18 protein-coding genes and 2 pseudogenes are annotated in these 19,221 nt (G+C 42.4%); 11 read left to right on the top strand and 9 right to left on the bottom strand.

What is annotated here, in order from left to right:
- Nucleotides 1–86 precede the first annotated feature (86 nt).
- The 5 genes from leuC (at nucleotide 87) to ACXAC1_RS17245 (ending at nucleotide 5,534) form a co-directional block, all read left to right on the top strand.
- On the top strand, nucleotides 87–1,514 hold the full coding sequence (gene leuC, locus ACXAC1_RS17265; protein WP_475063076.1) for a 3-isopropylmalate dehydratase large subunit: 1,428 nt from the start codon (nucleotides 87–89) through the stop codon (nucleotides 1,512–1,514).
- A 9-nt stretch (nucleotides 1,515–1,523) separates the two neighbouring features.
- Nucleotides 1,524–2,174 (top strand): 3-isopropylmalate dehydratase small subunit, encoded by a 651-nt coding sequence (gene leuD, locus ACXAC1_RS17260; RefSeq protein WP_475063075.1) that lies wholly within the window; start codon nucleotides 1,524–1,526, stop codon nucleotides 2,172–2,174.
- A 9-nt stretch (nucleotides 2,175–2,183) separates the two neighbouring features.
- Entirely contained in the window at nucleotides 2,184–3,263 is a 1,080-nt protein-coding gene (gene leuB / locus ACXAC1_RS17255; protein ID WP_475063073.1) for a 3-isopropylmalate dehydrogenase, read from the top strand.
- A 77-nt stretch (nucleotides 3,264–3,340) separates the two neighbouring features.
- Nucleotides 3,341–4,459, top strand: coding sequence for an aspartate-semialdehyde dehydrogenase (asd, locus tag ACXAC1_RS17250; RefSeq protein WP_475063072.1), 1,119 nt, complete (start codon nucleotides 3,341–3,343; stop codon nucleotides 4,457–4,459).
- Nucleotides 4,460–4,589: 130 nt separating this feature from the next.
- Nucleotides 4,590–5,534: a hypothetical protein gene (locus ACXAC1_RS17245; RefSeq protein WP_475063071.1), complete on the top strand. Its 945-nt coding sequence runs from the start codon at nucleotides 4,590–4,592 to the stop codon at nucleotides 5,532–5,534.
- Here the strand turns inward: ACXAC1_RS17245 and ACXAC1_RS17240 are convergent.
- The 4 genes from ACXAC1_RS17240 to ACXAC1_RS17225 form a co-directional block, all read right to left on the bottom strand.
- On the bottom strand, nucleotides 5,531–5,977 hold the full coding sequence (locus ACXAC1_RS17240) for a hypothetical protein (protein WP_475063069.1): 447 nt from the start codon (nucleotides 5,975–5,977) through the stop codon (nucleotides 5,531–5,533). The two genes, ACXAC1_RS17245 and ACXAC1_RS17240, sit on opposite strands and share 4 nt — an antisense overlap.
- A gap of 273 nt (nucleotides 5,978–6,250) precedes the next feature.
- Nucleotides 6,251–7,834, bottom strand: coding sequence for an IS66 family transposase (gene tnpC / locus ACXAC1_RS17235; protein ID WP_475057611.1), 1,584 nt, complete (start codon nucleotides 7,832–7,834; stop codon nucleotides 6,251–6,253).
- Between the two features lie 36 nt (nucleotides 7,835–7,870).
- Nucleotides 7,871–8,233 carry an IS66 family insertion sequence element accessory protein TnpB gene (gene tnpB / locus ACXAC1_RS17230; RefSeq protein ID WP_475057608.1) on the bottom strand — a complete coding sequence of 121 codons (363 nt, stop codon included), beginning with the start codon at nucleotides 8,231–8,233 and terminating at the stop codon, nucleotides 7,871–7,873.
- 70 nt (nucleotides 8,234–8,303) lie between these two features.
- Nucleotides 8,304–8,942 carry an IS4 family transposase gene (locus ACXAC1_RS17225; RefSeq protein WP_475063068.1) on the bottom strand — a complete coding sequence of 213 codons (639 nt, stop codon included), beginning with the start codon at nucleotides 8,940–8,942 and terminating at the stop codon, nucleotides 8,304–8,306.
- A gap of 382 nt (nucleotides 8,943–9,324) precedes the next feature.
- Here ACXAC1_RS17225 and ACXAC1_RS17220 point away from each other — a divergent pair, with 382 nt between their 5' ends.
- Entirely contained in the window at nucleotides 9,325–9,966 is a 642-nt protein-coding gene (locus ACXAC1_RS17220) for a hypothetical protein (RefSeq protein ID WP_475063067.1), read from the top strand.
- A gap of 702 nt (nucleotides 9,967–10,668) precedes the next feature.
- Here ACXAC1_RS17220 and ACXAC1_RS17215 read toward each other — a convergent pair.
- From ACXAC1_RS17215 to ACXAC1_RS17205, 3 genes and pseudogenes are all read right to left on the bottom strand, one after another.
- Complete coding sequence (locus ACXAC1_RS17215) at nucleotides 10,669–11,337, bottom strand: transposase (RefSeq protein WP_475063066.1); 669 nt, start codon at nucleotides 11,335–11,337, stop codon at nucleotides 10,669–10,671.
- 72 nt (nucleotides 11,338–11,409) lie between these two features.
- A protein-coding gene (locus tag ACXAC1_RS17210; RefSeq protein ID WP_475058248.1) for an IS3 family transposase occupies nucleotides 11,410–12,485 on the bottom strand; the annotation gives its coding sequence in 2 pieces (ribosomal slippage) (nucleotides 11,410–12,224 and nucleotides 12,224–12,485; 1,077 coding nt in all).
- A 72-nt stretch (nucleotides 12,486–12,557) separates the two neighbouring features.
- Nucleotides 12,558–12,833 (bottom strand): annotated as a pseudogene (locus ACXAC1_RS17205) (transposase); the annotation flags it as partial.
- A gap of 303 nt (nucleotides 12,834–13,136) precedes the next feature.
- Here ACXAC1_RS17205 and ACXAC1_RS17200 point away from each other — a divergent pair.
- From ACXAC1_RS17200 to ACXAC1_RS17185, 4 genes are all read left to right on the top strand, one after another.
- A complete protein-coding gene (locus ACXAC1_RS17200; protein WP_475063064.1) occupies nucleotides 13,137–14,144 on the top strand; it encodes an alpha/beta hydrolase family protein in 1,008 nt (335 codons plus the stop codon).
- 391 nt (nucleotides 14,145–14,535) lie between these two features.
- On the top strand, nucleotides 14,536–15,144 hold the full coding sequence (locus tag ACXAC1_RS17195) for a hypothetical protein (RefSeq protein WP_475063062.1): 609 nt from the start codon (nucleotides 14,536–14,538) through the stop codon (nucleotides 15,142–15,144).
- Entirely contained in the window at nucleotides 15,114–15,548 is a 435-nt protein-coding gene (locus tag ACXAC1_RS17190) for a hypothetical protein (RefSeq protein ID WP_475063061.1), read from the top strand. Before ACXAC1_RS17195 ends, ACXAC1_RS17190 begins: the two co-directional genes overlap by 31 nt.
- A gap of 444 nt (nucleotides 15,549–15,992) precedes the next feature.
- The gene (locus ACXAC1_RS17185) at nucleotides 15,993–16,436 is read left to right on the top strand and encodes a hypothetical protein (protein ID WP_475063060.1); all 444 of its coding nucleotides are present in this window, start codon (nucleotides 15,993–15,995) and stop codon (nucleotides 16,434–16,436) included.
- A 547-nt stretch (nucleotides 16,437–16,983) separates the two neighbouring features.
- On the opposite strand, the gene ACXAC1_RS17180 is transcribed toward ACXAC1_RS17185, so the two are convergent.
- Nucleotides 16,984–17,199 carry a hypothetical protein gene (locus ACXAC1_RS17180; RefSeq protein ID WP_475063058.1) on the bottom strand — a complete coding sequence of 72 codons (216 nt, stop codon included), beginning with the start codon at nucleotides 17,197–17,199 and terminating at the stop codon, nucleotides 16,984–16,986.
- Between the two features lie 168 nt (nucleotides 17,200–17,367).
- Nucleotides 17,368–18,234, bottom strand: a complete 867-nt coding sequence (locus tag ACXAC1_RS17175; protein WP_475063056.1) for a LysR substrate-binding domain-containing protein — start codon at nucleotides 18,232–18,234, stop codon at nucleotides 17,368–17,370.
- 118 nt (nucleotides 18,235–18,352) lie between these two features.
- Between ACXAC1_RS17175 and ACXAC1_RS17170 the strand changes: the two are divergent.
- A pseudogene (locus ACXAC1_RS17170) lies at nucleotides 18,353–19,180 on the top strand (DMT family transporter); the annotation flags it as partial.
- Nucleotides 19,181–19,221: the final 41 nt, after the last annotated feature.

Genomic DNA, 19,221 nt, shown 5'->3' with positions numbered 1-19,221 from the left:
AATTATCCAAAACATGAAAAATATGAATTGGAGTAATTTAAGTTCAGCCAGTACTATAAAGCAATGCTTATGTAGGAGAGAAAGCAATGGCAGGTAAAACACTTTATGACAAGTTGTGGGACAGCCACCTTGTTCAACAACGCGACGATGGTAGTGCCTTAATCTACATCGATTTACAACTACTACACGAAGTAACGTCTCCACAGGCGTTTGAAGGCCTACGTATGCATGGCCGTAAGCCATGGCGTTTGACGTCAAGCATTGCGACACCGGATCACAACGTTCCTACAACTGTTGAAGAGCGTAAGAGCGGTGTCAACGGTATCGCCGATCCAGTATCAAAAATCCAAGTCACAACATTGGATGATAACTGTGACGAATTCGGCATCACAGAATTCAAAATGACCGATATCCGCCAAGGTATCGTTCACGTGGTTGGGCCGGAGCAGGGCGCAACACTACCAGGTATGACTGTGGTATGTGGTGACTCGCACACTTCTACTCACGGTGCGTTCGGCGCACTAGCACACGGTATCGGTACGTCAGAAGTGGAACACGTACTTGCTACACAGTGTCTAGTACAAAAGAAAATGAAAAACATGCTAGTGCGCGTAGACGGCCAATTGTCGCCATACGTGACAGCGAAAGACGTGGTATTGGCGATCATCGGTAAGATCGGCACAGCGGGCGGTACGGGCTTTGCCATCGAGTTCGGTGGTGAAGCGATTCAGTCTCTATCCATGGAAGGCCGTATGACCGTTTGTAACATGGCCATCGAAGCGGGCGCACGCGTTGGCTTGATCGCGGTTGACCAAACGACTATCGATTATGTTGCAAACCGTCCATACGCACCAAAAGGTGACCATTGGAACATGGCGGTAGAAGCTTGGTCTGACCTTGTTTCGGATGCAGACGCTCAGTTTGACGAAGTGGTAGTGCTAAATGGCGCAGACATCAAACCACAAGTGACTTGGGGAACGTCACCAGAGATGGTTATCGCCATCGACCAAGACATCCCTCGTCCAGAAGATCAAGCAGACCCCGTTGCGCGTGAAGGTTATGCTCGTGCATGGAAATACATGGGCCTAGAAGGCAAGAAGACCCTTGCTGACGTTACGCTAGATCGCGTGTTTATCGGTTCTTGTACTAACTCTCGTATTGAAGACTTACGCTCTGCTGCAGAAGTAGTAAAAGGCCGCAAAGTGGCTGCTACCTTGAAGCAAGCGATCGTTGTACCAGGTTCAGGTCTAGTTAAGGCGCAAGCGGAAGAAGAAGGTTTACACGAGATCTTTACTGCGGCGGGTCTAGAATGGCGCGAGCCAGGCTGTTCTATGTGTCTAGCCATGAACGCTGACAAGTTAGGTCAAGGCGAGCACTGTGCTTCGACGTCGAACCGTAACTTTGAAGGTCGTCAAGGTTTTGGTGGTCGTACGCACTTGGTAAGCCCAGCGATGGCAGCCGCTGCAGCGATTGCCGGTCACTTTGTTGACGTAAACGATTTGGTTAAACAGTAGGAGTTAGCGATGCGTCCATTTACAAAACACACAGGTATCGCAGCGCCATTAGACTTGGCCAACGTTGATACGGATATGATCATCCCAAAACAGTTCTTGAAATCGATCAAGCGTACTGGCTTTGGTAAAAACCTTTTTGACGAATTGCGTTACCAAGACGAAGGTCAGCCAGACCAAGATTGTACTGGCCGTCCGTTACGTGAAGACTTCGTCCTAAACCAAGCGCGTTACCAAGGTAGCAGCATCTTGTTGGCACGCAAAAACTTCGGTTGTGGTTCAAGCCGTGAGCACGCGCCTTGGGCACTAGACGATTACGGCATGCGTTCTGTGATCGCACCAAGCTTTGCCGACATCTTCTACAACAACTGTTTCAAAAACGGTCTACTACCGATCGTCTTGACAGAAGAAGAAGTGGATCAGCTTTTCAAAGAAGTAGAAGCAAATGAAGGTTACGAACTAACCATCGACCTAGAAGCACAAAAAGTGATCGCGCCTTCTGGTGCTGAATTCAGCTTCGAAGTCGATGCGTTCCGTAAGCACTGCCTATTAAATGGCCTAGATGACATCGGTTTGACGCTACAAGAGTCAGATGCGATTAAAGCTTACGAAGAACAACGAATGAAAACAGCGCCTTGGTTATTCGAAGCGCGCTCATTGTAAGGAAAGAACATGTCTAAGAAAGTATTAGTATTGCCGGGTGACGGCATTGGTCCAGAGATCGTAGAACAAGCAGTGCGCGTCCTTGACGCAGTGAACGCAAAATTCAACCTAGACATCGAGCACGAGTCTGCCTTGGTAGGTGGTTCTGCTTACGATGAGACAGGCTCACCGCTTCCAGAAGTCACCCTAGACAAAGCGAAAGCTGCGGATGCGATCCTTCTAGGCGCTGTGGGTGGTCCTAAGTGGGACGGCCTAGATATGTCAGTTCGCCCAGAAAAAGGTCTACTAGGTCTACGCTCTAACCTAGAGTTATTTGCCAATTTGCGCCCAGCGATTCTATACCCACAACTAGCAGACGCTTCTAGTTTGAAGCCTGAAATCGTTGCCGGTCTAGACATCCTAATCGTACGTGAGCTAACAGGTGGTATCTACTTCGGTCAACCACGTGGTATCCGTACGCTGAAAAATTGCGAGCGCGAAGGTTTCAACACTTACGTTTACAGCGAGTCTGAAATCCGCCGTATCGCCCGTTCTGCCTTTGAAGCAGCGCGTCAGCGTGGCAAACGTGTATGTTCTGTCGACAAATCAAACGTACTTGAAGTGACGGTTCTATGGAAAGAAGTCATGGAAGAAGTTGCGAAAGAGTACCCAGATGTTGAATTGTCACACATGCTAGTGGACAACGCGGCGATGCAGCTTGTACGTGCACCGAAGCAATTTGATGTAATGGTAACTGGCAACATGTTCGGTGATATTTTGTCAGATGCGGCAGCGATGTTGACAGGTTCTATCGGTATGTTACCTTCTGCTTCTCTAAACGCAGAAGGTCGTGGTATGTACGAGCCATGTCATGGTTCGGCACCGGATATTGCAGGCAAAGGCATTGCAAACCCATTGGCTACGATCCTTTCTGTTGCTATGATGTTGCGCTATTCGCTTGACGCAAAAGACGCGGCGGATGCGATCGAAGCTGCGGTCAGCACAGTGCTTGACCAAGGTCTTCGTACAACAGATATCGCTTCACAAGGAAGCGAAACAGTAAGCACATCACAAATGGGTGATGCGGTGCTTGCTGCATTGAACGCTTAATTCATAAAATTTAAGCATTAACTCGGGATACTGCTCTTGGTATGAGTGGACCCACACTAAAAAAAGGTAAAGAAAACATGTCAAAACAAACTGTAGGTTTAGTCGGCTGGCGCGGAATGGTTGGTTCTGTGCTGATGAAGCGTATGCGTGATGAGAACGACTTTGATCATATTGATCCAGTGTTCTTCTCTACGTCCCAAACGGGTCAAGCGGGCCCAGATATTGGTAAGGATATTCCACTTCTACAAGACGCAATGGATATTGAGTCATTGAAGAAAATGGATGTCATTATTACGTGTCAAGGTGGTGACTACACTAAAGCGGTCTACCCACAGTTACGTGAGGCAGGTTGGAAAGGTTACTGGATTGACGCAGCGTCTTCGCTACGTATGGACAAAGATGCCATCATCGTTCTTGATCCAGTAAACCAACACGTGATCAAACAAGGTCTTAAAGATGGCGTGAAAACCTTTGTAGGTGGTAACTGTACTGTATCTTTGATGCTTCTAGCTCTTGGTGGCCTGTTCGAAAAAGGTCACATCGAATGGATGACATCTATGACATACCAAGCAGCGTCTGGTGGCGGTGCGCGTCACATGCGCGAGCTACTAAACCAATTCGGTCTGCTAAACGCAGAAGTAGCTGCGGAACTTGCTGACCCAGCAAGTGCGATCCTAGACATCGACCGTAAAGTAGCAGAGAAAATGCGCTCAGGTACACTTCCGACTGACCAGTTCGGTGTACCGCTAGCGGGTTCTTTGATCCCTTACATCGATAGCCAACTTGATAACGGCCAAAGCCGTGAAGAGTGGAAAGCACAGGCTGAGTGTAACAAGATCCTAGGTATCGACGGCAACCCAATCCCAGTGGACGGCCTATGTGTACGTATCGGTGCGATGCGTTGTCACAGTCAGGCTTACACAATCAAGCTAAACAAAGATATCCCAGTGGCGGACATCGAAGGCTTGCTTGCTGAGCATAACCAATGGGTAGACGTTGTACCAAACGATAAACAAGCAACTATGGAGCGTCTAACGCCTACAGTTACTACTGGTACTCTAGGTATCCCAGTGGGTCGTATCCGTAAACTGAACATGGGCCCTGAATACATCAGCGCTTTCTCAGTGGGTGACCAACTACTTTGGGGTGCAGCAGAGCCACTACGTCGTATGTTGCGTATTTTGATCGAAGGTTAATTGGCTTTTGGTTTGATAGACTTAGAAAGACCCGCTGCTGGAAGGTAGCGGGTTTTTTGTTTGTAGGAGGGCTGTCCCAGCCCGATTGAATCAAGTTTCCGGAAAACTAAGTATTAAAAGGAAGTTGAAAATGAATGGAATCTTGAATCTTTTTATAAAATGTATCCTTATGATACTGCTCTTCATAGTGCCTGCTAACTCAAATTTTTCTCTGAACTTAATTGATGAAGGTAAACATTTTTTAATATGGTTAAAATTATTTATATTTAATAACTTTTTACCAATAGTTCAATCTATATTAGCAGCCGTGTTATTTGCAGGGTTGATGTGGTTTTGGAATTATAGGAAAAGCAAAAAAATTCGAGAACATGTAATTAAATTTCACATGGAAAAAATAAAGTCACATGCACAAAGTGCTTCACGATTGATTTACGGAACAGGAGTTCAGGGGCAAGGCAGTACCTTTCATAAATCATTAGATGAGAAAGACTTCGAAATAGCTAGCTATAATAAATGCATAAATTTAAATCTTATTAAAAATCCCAAGTATGCTAAAAAAATGGTTGAAGTCGGTCAAGAATTAATCATGCACTTTGATGAAATTGATAAACATGCTAATAGCTTAAATAGTTTTTTCGAACTATTGTCACCTGAAGAGATCTCTTACATAAATGAATTAAGAGAGTTCTCGTCAATATATGTACCATATTTTAAGTTGAAGGTTGGCCTCACTATTGAAAGAATTTCACCTGTCAATCCATCAATGAGTCACTTTAGTAAATATTTCTTTCAACTTTATATAAAAACTATCGAAATGAATAAGTATACGCTTTTCCAGAATGGTGACTATAGGCAATGCTTAAAAAAGTTAGATATAGAAAAAGACAGTTTTTATATATTAGTTTGTAGTAAATTTATGAAAAAGAAAGCGCTGTACAAGCGTGCCTTAAGACAGATAGCGATCAGGAAGCCAAACTTAACTGGATATAGGTATGTTTTAGAAAAAATGGATGTTGATACTATTGGTGACTTGAAGAAAATCTATTCAGATGCTGAGGTATCCCCACAAATTTAAGCATAATTTTGCTTCCTTTTCGTCAGTTGCTGAGTGAGTTGTTTGATGCCGTCTCGCCAGTCATTTTTTGATATCTGGAAGCGGGTAATTACGGCTCGTTTTCCAAGATAGAAGTGAGACAAGACTCTTCGTTTGCGTATCGTATTGACCTGGAAACACTTCGCATGACCCGTCAACTCTATGACTTTTCCTACTAAAACCAGCAAGATCGCAGTAAGAGTCGTGAGTAGTATCAGGTTGATCAGACGCTCTATTTTAAACGTGTAACTTAGCTCAAAACCCAAGCCAAATCGGCTACTTTTCATATCTCGAAACCCTTCTTCAATTTGCATTCTTGTTTCATAAGCCTTGACGCATCGATTTGCAAAAAGACGGTTCACTGGAAGAGAAGACACTAATAGCCAAGGTTCTTTTGCCCCTCTTGCTGCGGTGAGTGAAGACAAGGAAGCTCGTCTGTTTCCTTTCTGATTTATAGAATGACGTCCTTTGGGAGAGCTTTTGTAGAGAACAAAGTAAGCGTCCGGCCATTCACACCTTGAGGATGTTTTTTGATCTATAACACTTTTGAGACATTTAAAAGGTGCAAACAGGCTGTGATCTCTTTAATGTACGTTTGAGGCAGAGAGCTATGGATAGTTTAAGCTCCTAGGATGGGAGCTCTGCCTTTCTTCAGGATGACCATGAAGCTGCACGGATGCAGCAGAGAACAGTTTCTTCTAAGACGTTAACGTCACATTCCAAGGCAGCAAGTCATCGATGTCTGCACCTGTTTTGCGTTTTGGTAGTTCTTCAAACACTTTCACAAGGTAGTCGTAAGTGATCAAGCCATTGGCTTTAGCAGTTTCGATCATGCTGTAGAGCATCGCACTGGCCTCGGCACCATTTTCCGTATTTGAGAAGAGCCAGTTCTTTCGCCCAATCACGAACGGCTTGATGGCTCGCTCGGCACGGTTGTTGTCGATGTTGAGGTGTGGATCGTCAACATAGCGAATAAGCTTATCCCATTGGTTGAGACAGTAATTTAAAGCACTGGTGAGCTTGTCTTTTGGCGGCTTGTTTTTCACTGTTTTTTCTAGCCACTTCTTAAAGTCGTTTAGCACCGGTATCGCCTGTTCACGGCGATAAGCGAAGGCCTTTTCCGTTGTCTCGCACTGTGCAGCTCTACTTTCAATGGCATAGAGCTTTTGTATCCAGTTCAGTGCCACGGTATGTGTGCCCGTCTTGTTCTTTCCTAAACTTTTGGCAATGTCCATAAATTTACGGCGTGCGTGGGCCCAGCATCCAACGAGCTGTGTGTCGGTTTGTTCGTATCCAGCATACCCATCGGCGTGTAGATACCCTGAGTAATCATTCAAAAAGGTCTTGGGGTGGGTCGCTTGGCGCGTTTTTTGGAACTCGTATAAAACAATGGGGATTAATGGCGTTTTATACATAGGATGAGGCGTGTCTGGACCATCTGTACCACTGCAATAGACCCACATGTAGCATTTATCTCGATCTTCTTTCACCACATTGAGCGGTGTTTCGTCCGCATGAAGCGCAGGCTGCTGGACTAAAATGTCTTTCAGTCTCTGGTAAAGCGGTCTTAATGCATCGGCACTTTTGAGCACCCAGTCCGACATGGTTCTGCGGCTCAGCTCAATGCCTAATTGCTTGAACAGCGCCTCTTGTCGATACAGAGGTAAAGCAAATTGGTATTTACTGGTGATGATCTGGCTTAGCAAACTTGGTGTTGCGATGCCTTTTGGGATAAGACTGGGTGCTGGTGGTGCTTGTTTGATCGTGACATGCGTTTCATTCTGCTCACAATGGCGACAGCCATACTTAGGACGAACCGTTTCAATCACCGTGATTTTAGCAGGAATAAACTCTAAGCGCTCCGAACGATCTTCGCCAATACGATGTAATGCACCTTGGCAACACGCACAGACTTTTTCTACATTGGCGACATCCAGCTCAATGACAGTGCGAGGAAGGTCTTTGGGCAAGACTTTACGCTTAGGGCGATGACGCATTGATGCATCGTTCTTTTCTGACGACGAATCGGCTTCGTTTGAAGTCTCTTCTTCTGCGACCACTGCTTCAGCCTCATCAAACAGTTCACCTTGACCTGGACTCTTCTCAGAGCTTTTGCCAAACTGGCGATGTTGGGCCAAACGCCATTGCTGTAGCAGGCGTTCATAGCCCGCCTTCCAATGATCAATTTGTTCATCTTTTTCTGACAACTGCTCCGCCTGCTCAAGCAAGAGTTTCTTAAGCAAATCAATATCGTCAGGTAGGTCATTCAGAGTCTTTTTCATGGCATGGATTATACCAGCCATCTACAGATTAGAGCGCTAATTTTCATGATAACGGTAGGTAATTTTTGGGTGGGCCTGATCAAGACTAAGCGGTAAACCATCCAGTAGCCAATTGAGCTGCCTTGGTGATACTTGCAAAGACAATTGCTCATCTTCGATGCCCGGCCATTGAAACACACCTTTTTCCAAGCGTTTGTAATGCAGCCAAAAACCATTCCTAGACCATTGCAGGATTTTGAGACGATTACGGGTTCGACCGCAAAAGACGAATAAACGATCAGAGCATGGCTCTTGTTCTAAGTCGTACGCAACGATAGCGGTTAAGCCATCAATGGACTTACGCATATCGGTTGGACCACAAATCAGAATAACAGGGAGGGAATCGCTTGTATTGAACACAGTCATTACTCCAAAAGTCATGACTATGTCGGATCTAAGGTGCTAGATTAAGGTGTGAATGGCCGGACGCTTACAGAACAAACTGGTTGGTGACCGGACTTGACTGGCGATGTTTAAGCTCAAGATGCTGAGGTTTTTGATTGGCGTTTGAGAATAAAGTGGATATACAACGCCAAGCTTGAAGCGAGTTATCATAGTACTTACGTGGCTTTCTGACTCGACCGACATAATCCCAGCCTTGCTTCACGACCTCCTCTAACCAAGGTGTCTTAAAACCAGCGTCCGTTACAATGATGGGCTTCGCTTTACTTGGAAGCAGAGCTTTTAACATTCTCAAAAATTGCCGGTGCGTTTTAGGTTTTTCTTTTGTGAGTTTGTCATGAACTTCTTCATAAAGTGTAATGGATCGACCTTCAAAAGCGGTACTGGCGCGAATCAAGAAATGCTGACCACGGGCATCTAAATCTGACCAATCCACGCTGATAATTGGACGAGATCGAACCACAAAAAGCCGACTTATGTGGGCATACAGCGAAATAGATTCACGTCGCAGGTTCGGATTGGAGAGCAGGCGGTCTGAACGTTTAATACGGTGCTTTTCATAAGCACTTGATTGGATCCCTCGACCAATACTGGTTACGGTACAAAGGCTTCCTTGCGCTAAGCTGAGTACGCAAGCAGATAGCGCTTTGCGTCGAGTTTTATGCATGTTGGGGCTGACAATCGGGAGGATTTTGTTCAATATAGTAGTCGCGTTCATGGCTCTGGTGGTGAGTTGTTTTTGGCGAAATTATTGATCGCCAAGAGCTATGAACGTTCCCTTCTTGCTCTAACATTCTGATCTATATTGAAATTTTGTGGGGATACCTCAGATTCAGATGACCAATTTTATGACGCTCAAAAGGCTCTTCATGATGACAGGATTAGACATGAAAACTTTATATCAAGGAATGAGTATCTGAAAAAATCTTTTGAGATAGATGATGCGGAAAGTAGAAATTTTAACTTTAGTAATTGGTATGGGTTTTATACGATTAAAATAACTTTTAAAAACATATGAGCTGTTTAAAAAGTCAAATTATAGGTAAAGTATGGCGAAATTAAACACTGAAGTAATAGTTAAAGAACTTCAAGAAATGGTTATTTCAATACCAACTTCAACCGACTGGATTGCCGCTGGAAGCATTTTCGTAACGGCAATAGTTGTGATGGGAACTACTTATTTAACAGTCAAAAATTTAAATAAGACTATCCAGTTACAGAAAGATTTAGCATCACAGCGTAATGAATTAGATTTAAAACAATCTACTGCACAGAGGATATCAACGAGCAGACAGGATTGGATTGATAACGTTCGAGATATTATCGCTCAATATACAGGAATTATTCAGAAATATGATAATCATTCTAAGTTAATGAGTGTTAATATTGAGCATCCCGAAACGTATATATCTGAGCAAAACGCCAAACAGTCCGAAGACTTGTTTTATCAATCGGCGAATCTTCAGAGTGAAGCTTGGGCGTGTAGGACTAAAATAAACCTGTATTTGAACCCTACAGAGCCGTTGAGTAAGGATATTATGAAGGAAGTTGATGCTTTATATAAAATTGCAGGTGAAGAATCAGTTTCAGATAAAGGTCATCAACACTTTTGGGATACGTTTGATCGTTTGGAAGAGGTTACTCAAAAACTCTTAAAAGACGAGTGGGAAAGAGTAAAGAAGCAAGTATGAGTCGAGTTAAATTGATAGTTAGTTTATTAAGACACCCACCTTAAAAAGTGACTTGCAGCTCAGTTCTAAACAGCTCTTCTAAATCAGCCAGTTCTAACCAGAACTGGCTTTTTAGTTAGCTGTATGAAATTTGTGATGTACGTATTGTTTTGTAGCGTTTAAGGAGAGCATGATAAGAGTGCCAACCTTAAAAATAATTCAAAGAACATTGTTTAATCAGAAAGTCTTCATTGTGTCTTGATGATTTAACTTTGAAGAGCTTTATTGCGGATTCAACTCGGAAGCACAAAGAAAAAGTAATGACGAGTAAGGAAACAGTAAAGTAAATTGCGAGTACAGTTATAATTCCGTATTTTATGCCTCTACACAAACCTTCAAGGGGTAGGGGAAATGGAGTTTCATCTTATAAGTAGAGATCTAAATGGACTTCCTATAGGCCGACATCAATTCATTGCCATCGTTACGGGTGAGCAACGATCTTTTAGGCTTAAGAATTCGAAACGGGTTAATTGAGACACCCACCTTAAAAAGTGACTTGTCACTCAGTTCTAACCAGCACCTAACAGCTAGCCAGTTTTAATCGAAACTGGCTTTTTTAAGCGTGCAATTTGGGAAATCAGCTGTATTTGAACTGTTTTGGTGAATTTGAGGCGAGTGGGTGTCTTACCAGTTAGGTAATAGCATAAAAGCGAAGGGAATTTGTTAGGCCAGTAGCTGTTTGGCTTTGCTGATTTTGGGCCTTCGTCTGTAGCCGGCGTTTTGGTAGTAGTTGGATAAGATGGTTTCTGTCCCAACAGCGGCGAAGGTGTGCTGTTCAAATTGGGTGGCGATGGTGAGCCAGTTTTCCGATGGGGTATTGAGGCGCTTTAGAATGGGAGCAAAGCTTAGGTCGATGCTGCCGCGTTTATCTTCTCGCACAATGCGTCCAGTGAGATCGACAAGTTCTAGGTAGTCTTCAAGTTTAAAGGGCAGTCCTTTGGGTTGGTCTGCCCGTGGGTTACCAACAAAGGGATGCAGTACTTTTGGCTGTTGGTTTTGCTTAGCGCTGTGAATGCGTGTTTTGATGGAGGTATAGTCTGAGGTCTCAGGTGTGTCGGCCATCTTGGCGTGAACAGGGTTGAGATCCACATAGGTCATGCAAGCCATCAGCGCAGCTTCGTCCAGTAGTGCTTGAGACTTGAATCTGCCTTCCCAGAAACGTCCCGTGCAGTTGTCTTCATAATTAGCCTGTCTGGCGATATTTTCATTCAGTTCTCTAAGAAACCAACTGATGTCCATTAGTCGTTGTCGATAAGTCTCAACCGTAGCATCTAGAAGTGGTTGTAAGTACTCAGGTACTTGGCCTTGCAACATGTATTGCTGAGTGATCATGGTGCCTTTATGGATAGCGTGCCAGCGAGATAAGGTAATCCTCCCTTTTTTAACTTAGCTCAAAAGTAGAGGTTAAGCAGCCATTAGAGGTGGCTTGCCTCCGTTAGCTGTATGTGGTCTTTCGTGATTGTAAAACCACAACCATTTCGTTGCATAGTCTTGCACTTCCTCAAGTGTTTCAAAAAGATGCTTGCTTACCCATCCATATCTAGCTGTTCGATTATATCGTTCAATATAAGCATTTTGTTGTGGATTGCCAGGTTGGATGTATTCAACTCTAATGCCTTTCTTTTTAGCCCAACGAGTAAACTCATGACTCACAAATTCCGGCCCGTTATCACAACGCAGTATCTGTGGTTTATCTCGCCATTCAAGCAATTGCTCAAGCGTGCGTATCACCCTCAAGGTCGGTAAGGAAAAGCCTGCTTCCATCGCTAGTCCTTCGCGCTTGAAGTCATCGATTACGTTAAATAGACGATAGTGGCGACCATCGATAAGTTGGTCATGCATAAAGTCCATAGACCAAACCTGATCTCGTTTGGTTGGCTCCTTCAAGGGTTCAGGTACGTTCCGCTTTAAGCGTCTTCTTGGGCGGATTCGTAGATTCAACGCCAACTCGCAATAGATTCGATAGACACGTTTATGATTCCAAGTGTGGCCTTTTACGTTTCTTAGATAAAAGAAGCATTGCCCAAACCCCCAATCCGTTTGAGTCTCTGCTAGGTCAACTAAAAGTTTAGCGATCAAAGCATTGTCATCATTCAAAAGGCTCTTGTAACGATAACAGGTTTCACTGATCATAAAAGCAGAGCAGGCCAAACGAATGCTCACCGCCTTATTCGCTACAGCATGAAGTGACATCTCTCGTCGAAGGGATGGCTTCACCACTTCTTTGCCATGGCTTCCTGTATGATCTCCGCCTTTAACCGTTCTTCTGCATACATCTTTTTAAGACGACGGTTTTCTTCCTCAAGTTCTTTCATACGAGCCATTAAAGAGGCATCCATATCACCATATTTGGACCGCCATTTGTAAAATGTTGCCGAGCTCATACCATGCTCTCGACATAGCTCAGGAATGGGTGTGCCTGCCTCTGCTTGCTTTAGTATGGCCATGATTTGGCTATCGGTATAACGTGATTTTTTCATGCAGAACCTCCTGCGTTTAGAGTACGAGAAAATTCTACTTTTGGCTGCTGTTATTTTTCGGGGGGATTACCATAACACTTCTTCTGCTGTCCAGCTTTCTGCGGTTTCATGGTCGATAAATAATACTAGGTGGGTATGGTTGCTCATTACGGCATAAGCGCAGACCTTGATGGCAAAAATACGGCCTAGAAACAGCTATCGCTTCTCAACCCAATCCCTTCGGTGCTCATAGCTTTGGCCAGTCACAGGGTCTTCACCACATAGAAACGCTCGACGAACGCAGCGGGAAACGCAGTGGTAGTAGGGGGTATCAGCAATGCTGATCAGTTGTTTTCTAGGTTTTGGCATACTCATATCCTCTATCCTTGAGGTGTTTGGGTAAGTTTAATGTATAACTGTATAAATATACAGTTATGGTTTTTAAAACCTCGTTTAGGCCTCTCTTTCTCAAACAGCATGGACTTTTAATCTGAAGAGGCATGTATCAACACTGTGCATATTACTATACTAAAACCGTATTGCGTTTAAATTATTAGATGATATGGACTTTTGGTTTTAATATTATTGTTGCTATGAGAGAGATGGTCCCAGGGCTGCCGATTTCATGACGAAGTAAATGGAAGCTTTTTCAACAAGAATGGGATTATTTTTATGTATAAACTTACAAAGAAACTAACTATTAAAGTGTTTCTTGCCTTCTTTTTTTCTCTTATGTATTCAACGGCGTCTTTTGCAATGGGCTTCAGAGAGATGTCTAATAATGATGTGAATTTTGCTGTTTGGTATCCCAGTGATAGCACACCATCCACTCAAAGAATTGGTCCATTCGATGTTCTGGTGGCAGAAAATGCCCCTATAAAAGATGGAAAGTACGAGATAGTGCTTTTCTCTCATGGCTATAATGGCTTTTACAGAAATCATTATTTAACTATCCAAGCGCTAGTTCAGCTTGGTTACGTCGTGATTTCTCCTCAGCATGAGGCTGATTATCTGTTGGGCAGTAATGACACATCAGCTTCATTGCACTATCGATACCTTGAGTTAAGTGAGTCTCTAGAGACTGTTTTAACTTCTAAAGAGTTCCATGATCATGTGGAGGATCAAAAAGTACATGGCGTAGGCTATTCTTTAGGTAGTGTTTCTATAATGATGGCGTCAGGAGCTACGTTTTCCTTTGATCGTTACAGTGAGTACTGTCAGCGTAATCAGTCACTAGATCCTAATTTCTGTGAGGACCCTGGTTGGATATATCGACTACTTCAATCATTCCGACACGATGTTGTTTTGAAACCGACAACTGATCCGCTAACTGAGAAACCGTTGATTACCGATAAAGTAGTTCTCGTGGCTCCTATATTTCAAGGAATAGACCCAGGTTCTCAACTGTCTACTAGTAATTTAAATGTTTTTGCATTTGATTCTGACCAAATTGCGATGCCAGAATATCATGCGCGCCCTCTTTATAAGGCTTTTTCAGCTGAAACGACTAGTACCTACCGTGTATCCAATGCTCATCATTATGCATTTATAGCTCCTTTCCCTAAGTGGTTGGTGGAGAGCGAAGATATTCCTGTAGCAAAAGATCCAGAAGGGTTTGATAGACTTGAATTTTTAAATAATATAAATAGTGAAATCATTAATGCAATGAAGTTTGATTGATAATACCTGATTGAATAAAAGAGCTATTGAGACACCCACCTTAAAAAGTGACAGGTACTTCAATTCTTACCTGCACCAAACAACCAGCCAGTTCCAGTCGAAACTGGCATTTTTAGTTAGCTGTATGAAATTTGTGATGTACGTATTGTTTTGTAGCGTTTAAGGAGAACATGATAAGAGTGCCAACCTTAAAAATAATTCAAAGCACATTGTTTAATCAGAAAGTCTTCATTGTGGCTTGATGATTTAACTTTGAAGAGCTTTATTGCGGATTCAACTCGGAAGCACAAAGAAAAAGTAATGACAAGTAAGGAAACAGTAAAGTAAATTGCGAGTACAGCTATAATTTCGTATTTTATGCCTCTAAACAAACCTTCAAGGGGTAGGGGAAATGGAGTTTCATCTTATAAGTAGAGATCTAAATGGACTTCCTATAGGCCGACATCAATTCATTACCATCGTTACGGGTGAGCATCGATCTTTTAGGCTTAAGAATTCGAAACTGCTGATTTCAAGTAGAAAAATAGGTGACAAATACGGAATTGTTTTAGGTGCTCATAATATTAAGATTGATAAGGAATCTAAATATAATCGATTGACTTTTATACCATTTGAAGAGGCTGATTTCACAAATGCTCGTGAGTACTTTGGTGGTAAAGATTCGGTTTTATCAGAGCAATTTTTGTATAAAAAGCCGCAGGGGAAGCAGTTTTATCCAGATGCAAATACCAGCGATGAAGCATTGTTGGAACAAATTTTGACAGCAATAGATTACTACATCATCAATGAGAAAAGTGTACCAATAGCTTATCCATTACCTTGGTTTGGGAAAAACAGTAACAGCTGGACGAATTCTATTCTGGATGTGGTTTCTATCAAAAAAGATGAAAGCCTTTCCGATTTTGACGGTGCTGATGCCGCGCATGATGTAAGAATTCACTCGATGTATTTCATAGGAAAATGTTTGCCGTGCAAAATTCAAAATCCAGCTTATCGTTGATAAACGAAATTTTAATTAGATCTATATTTTCTTCTTTTATCATATTTTTATTTGTCATAATAATAACCTTAATTAGAGCATTATCCATGGGAATAGGCAATCCTTTAGGAAGTGATGACTGGATATTTGTTTCATTATTTTTGATTTTTTGGAATATCACCCCGGCAATACTAGCTAATATATTAACTAGAAAAACTAGATTCGGTAATTTTTTTAGTTATTTTGTTTTTGTTTTTTTGGAAACGTTGTTGTTCTATTTATATATTTATATTGCTTCTAATAAAACTGGAAATGAGTTATCTAGCTCACCTTTAATATTAATGGTTTATTTAGCAATTCCTATAGCGTTTGCTTTTTACCCAATATACTTCTTTAATAGAAATTTATTATTTTTAAAGAAGTAATTAATCAAGGTATCCACCTTAAAAAATGACTGATAGCTCAGTTATAACCAGCACTAGACAACTAGCCAGTTCCAGTCGAAACTGGTATTTTGTGACTAAAGGTTGGAAAATTGGCGTTATTTGAACTGTTTTACTTTGTTGAGCTTGGGCCGGCGTTTTTGTAGTAGTTGGATAGGATTGTTTCAATGCCAACGGCGGCGAATGTGTGTTGTTCAAATTGAGTTGCCATGGTGAGCCAGTTTTCTGATGGGATGTTGAGGCGTTGCAGTATGGGGACAAATGATAGATCGACGCCGACATATTTATCTTATGCGGCCAGTGAGGTCAACAAGCTCTAGGTAGTCTCATGGTTTAGAGCCGGCCTTTAGACCGGTTTTCTTATTGATTGCCTTCAAAGTTAGCTTTATTTACATTGCTTATATTAAATATATTTAAGTTTTATCTATGAAAATTTTATTGTTACTGTTTTTTGCGGCTTGTATTAGTGGATGTACGGGGTTAGCAGTTGGTACTGTCGGTGTTTTTGAAAGAGAAAACAAAAACTTTACTAGTAAGGAATTAACCAAACAACAATTCATCTCTAAAATGGGAAAGCCTGATGATATTTGGAATTATAAAAAATGTGAGGTTCTAACCTATTATGATGGATATACTTGGGGAGGAATAGGGGCTTTTGTTTTAGTTTTACCTATCCCATTAATGCTTCCAACTGGATATAAAGAAACAGACTATTATTTTATTGACAATAAATCCGTACGAGAGGTTTACGAGTTCAGTGATGTCACAGCTTCTTTTGGCTATACTTTTGGAAGCAATGATTGCTCTTGGTTAAACCCTAAAGGAAACACACACGACAAAAGGAAAGTAGAAGTTAGTTGGTGTGATTAAAATTACGGTAATAAAGTGAGACACCCACCTTAATAATTGCTAATGCTAATCATAGCGACTTCGGCGGCATATCTTCTACAACTAAGGCAAGGGCTGCTTATCAGGACATGAGATTTCATTCCACAAATGCAGGGGTTAAGTTAAATGAAGAAATTCTTCTGGGTGTGCTTTGCTATTTTCTTCATTCTCGAGTTACTTTTTTTGGAACATCTTTCAAAATCACTAGGCGCACCATATCACTATTATTCTATATTTGATTTCATTGAAGCGTCGATAATCGCTTTAATCTTTGCCTCTGCTTCAACTGCAAAGTATTTGGTTGTTAGAAAAATATTTAAGAATAAGTTGAGTTAATTGAGACACCCACCTTAAAAAGTGACTGGCACATCAATTCTAACCAGCACCAAACAACTAGCTAGCTTCAGTCGAAACTGGCTTTTTCATGCGTGTTAGTTGGAAAGTTAGCTATATTTGGCATGTTTTGGTGTGTTTCAGACGAGTGACTGTCTTACCAGTAAGGCAATAGCAAAAGAGCGGAGGGGAATGGTTATGCTAATAGCTGTTTGGCTTGGCTGATTTTGGGCCTTCGTTTATAGCCAGCGTTTTGATAGTAGTTGGAGAGGATGATTTCGGTCCCAACAGCGGCGAAGGTATGTTGTTCAAATTGCGTGGCGATGGTGAGCCAGTTTTCCGATGAGATATTGAGACGTTGCAGGATCGGCGCAAAAGATAAGTCGATGTTACCGCGTTTATCTTGGCGCACAATGTGGCCAGTGAGATCCACGAGTTCTAGGTAGTCTTCTAGCTTAAAGGGCAGGCCTTTGGGTTGCTCTGCCCATGGGTTACCAGCAAAGGGATGCAGTACTTTTGGTTGTTGGTTTTACTTAGCGCTGTAAATGCGTTTTTTATACTGGATTTCTTCGCACTTCCCCTAGGCCATTAATTTCACTTTGGCCTCTTCGACTGATTCGACAAATGCGTTTATTGCACTCATACCATTGTCTTTGCGCCAGATGAGGTAGGTTGGAGAACAGGACAGTTCTTTTTCTATGTATCTCTGCGCAAACTCTCCCTTAAATTTATGAAGAGCGAGTACAGATTTAGGTACGATCCCAATTCCCATGCCAGCTATTATACAGCTGATCATCGTATAGTGGCTGGGGATTTCAATAATACGTTCGCATTCATGATTGTGTTTTCTAAGCCATTGCTCTAACCGGGCTCGGTATGAGCAGCCTTTATTGTAACCAATCATAGTCACCTGTTCAGGCAATGGCACGCCGTCGTACTCTAACGGAAGAATCATGACCAGCTCTTCGTCGAAGCAAAAGGACTTCATTAATCTAATGTCGTCTGGTGGATCGGAAACAAATGCAATATCGAGGTCACCAGCAATGATCATATTCGCAAGTTGGCCAGAAGATGAGGTTTTTAGCTCAAGCTCAACTTTATCGAACTTTCGATGGAAGTCAGATAATACAAAAGGCAGCCTGGAGGCGGCGTTGTTTTCCATTGAGCCAAGTCTAAGAAGTCCCGAAGGCGCTTGATCCGTTAATTCGGACATAGCTTGTTGCTGTAACGTTAATATTTTTTTAGCGTGCTTCAATAGCTTTTGCCCAGAGCTATTAACCTTTAAGCGGTTTTTTTCTCTGATGAAAAGCGACTTACCCAATTCGTCTTCAAGCTTCTGAATACGGGCTGTAATATTCGAGGGTACGCGGTGTAGGTGTTTCGCAGCTGCGCTGACGCCGCCTTGTTCTACCACGGCTACAAATATTGATAGGTCGCTGATGTCCATAGAATGATCAAACCTTCTTTAAATAAGAAATAAACCTTCATAATTATTCATTATTAAAGAAAGGGGTTGTTTTGTAAACTAAGTCTTATTCAAACAACTTAGTTAGAGAAGTGTACCTATGGACAAAGTCAATAAAGGTTACTTGTATGGATTGGTTGCAGTAATTATCTGGACAGGTTTTATTCTCGTTTCTCGCGCCGGTTCATTGAGTGCGCTGGGCGTTTCAGACATGATTATGATCCGATTTGGAACAGCATTTATTCTTTTGCTACCTTTCATTATAAAAATGAGAAAGCGTGTTTTTACACAAAAAATGTTCGCACTAGGTGCTATTGGCGGCATTGCTTACTGTGCTACTGCGTTTTCGGGTTTTGCCAATGCACCCGCGACACACGCTGCATTATTGTTGCCAGGACTTATGCCAATAGTTATTGCCGTTATGGCATATTTATTGGCAGGTGAGCGGCATTCACATAAAGTTAAAGCGGGTATTTTGATCAGCAGTTTAGGCATTTTAGCGTTGCTCGTAGAAACTTTGCTACACGGGAGCGACAACCTTAAGGGCGATATTTACTTTGTACTAGCCTGCGTTTCTTGGGGACTGATGACTGTATTGTTACGACGTTGGAAAATTCCAGCGATGGAGTTCACTATCGGAATAGTCGCGACAACGTGTGTGATGTATGCGCCGGTTTACGCATTGTGGTTGCCAAAGTCAATCGGGGAGGCACCTGTTAGCATGTTAGCAATACAAGCTGTATACCAAGGGCTTTTGGCTATCATTGTTCAGATGATTTGTTTTGGGAAGGCGGTGCAAATGATCGGAGCGACAAGAATGGGGGCGTTAATGGCGTTGGTTCCTGTCTTCGCAAGCGTCCTAGCCGTACCATTGTTTGGAGAAAGCGTGACTATCGGCCTAGTTATCGCATTGGTTAGTATTCTTGTTGGAACGTTGATCGGCAACTTTAAAGCGCAAGATATACGTTG

This window comes from Marinomonas sp. AWM4_232, from assembly GCF_056158325.1.
The sequence above is the reverse complement of the archived record's forward strand: the minus strand, read 5'-3'. Positions and strand labels throughout refer to the sequence as shown.

Excerpts from the sequence above, each read along its gene's own strand:
- leuC (WP_475063076.1), top strand. The coding sequence starts at position 87 with ATGGCAGGTAAAACACTTTATGACAAGTTGTGGGACAGCCACCTTGTT.
- leuD (WP_475063075.1), top strand. The coding sequence starts at position 1,524 with ATGCGTCCATTTACAAAACACACAGGTATCGCAGCGCCATTAGACTTG.
- leuB (WP_475063073.1), top strand. The coding sequence starts at position 2,184 with ATGTCTAAGAAAGTATTAGTATTGCCGGGTGACGGCATTGGTCCAGAG.
- asd (WP_475063072.1), top strand. The coding sequence starts at position 3,341 with ATGTCAAAACAAACTGTAGGTTTAGTCGGCTGGCGCGGAATGGTTGGT.
- ACXAC1_RS17245 (WP_475063071.1), top strand. The coding sequence starts at position 4,590 with ATGAATGGAATCTTGAATCTTTTTATAAAATGTATCCTTATGATACTG.
- tnpC (WP_475057611.1), bottom strand. The coding sequence starts at position 7,834 with ATGAAAAAGACTCTGAATGACCTACCTGACGATATTGATTTGCTTAAG.
- ACXAC1_RS17225 (WP_475063068.1), bottom strand. The coding sequence starts at position 8,942 with ATGCATAAAACTCGACGCAAAGCGCTATCTGCTTGCGTACTCAGCTTA.
- ACXAC1_RS17220 (WP_475063067.1), top strand. The coding sequence starts at position 9,325 with ATGGCGAAATTAAACACTGAAGTAATAGTTAAAGAACTTCAAGAAATG.
- ACXAC1_RS17215 (WP_475063066.1), bottom strand. The coding sequence starts at position 11,337 with ATGATCACTCAGCAATACATGTTGCAAGGCCAAGTACCTGAGTACTTA.
- ACXAC1_RS17200 (WP_475063064.1), top strand. The coding sequence starts at position 13,137 with ATGTATAAACTTACAAAGAAACTAACTATTAAAGTGTTTCTTGCCTTC.
- ACXAC1_RS17195 (WP_475063062.1), top strand. The coding sequence starts at position 14,536 with ATGGAGTTTCATCTTATAAGTAGAGATCTAAATGGACTTCCTATAGGC.
- ACXAC1_RS17185 (WP_475063060.1), top strand. The coding sequence starts at position 15,993 with ATGAAAATTTTATTGTTACTGTTTTTTGCGGCTTGTATTAGTGGATGT.
- ACXAC1_RS17175 (WP_475063056.1), bottom strand. The coding sequence starts at position 18,234 with ATGGACATCAGCGACCTATCAATATTTGTAGCCGTGGTAGAACAAGGC.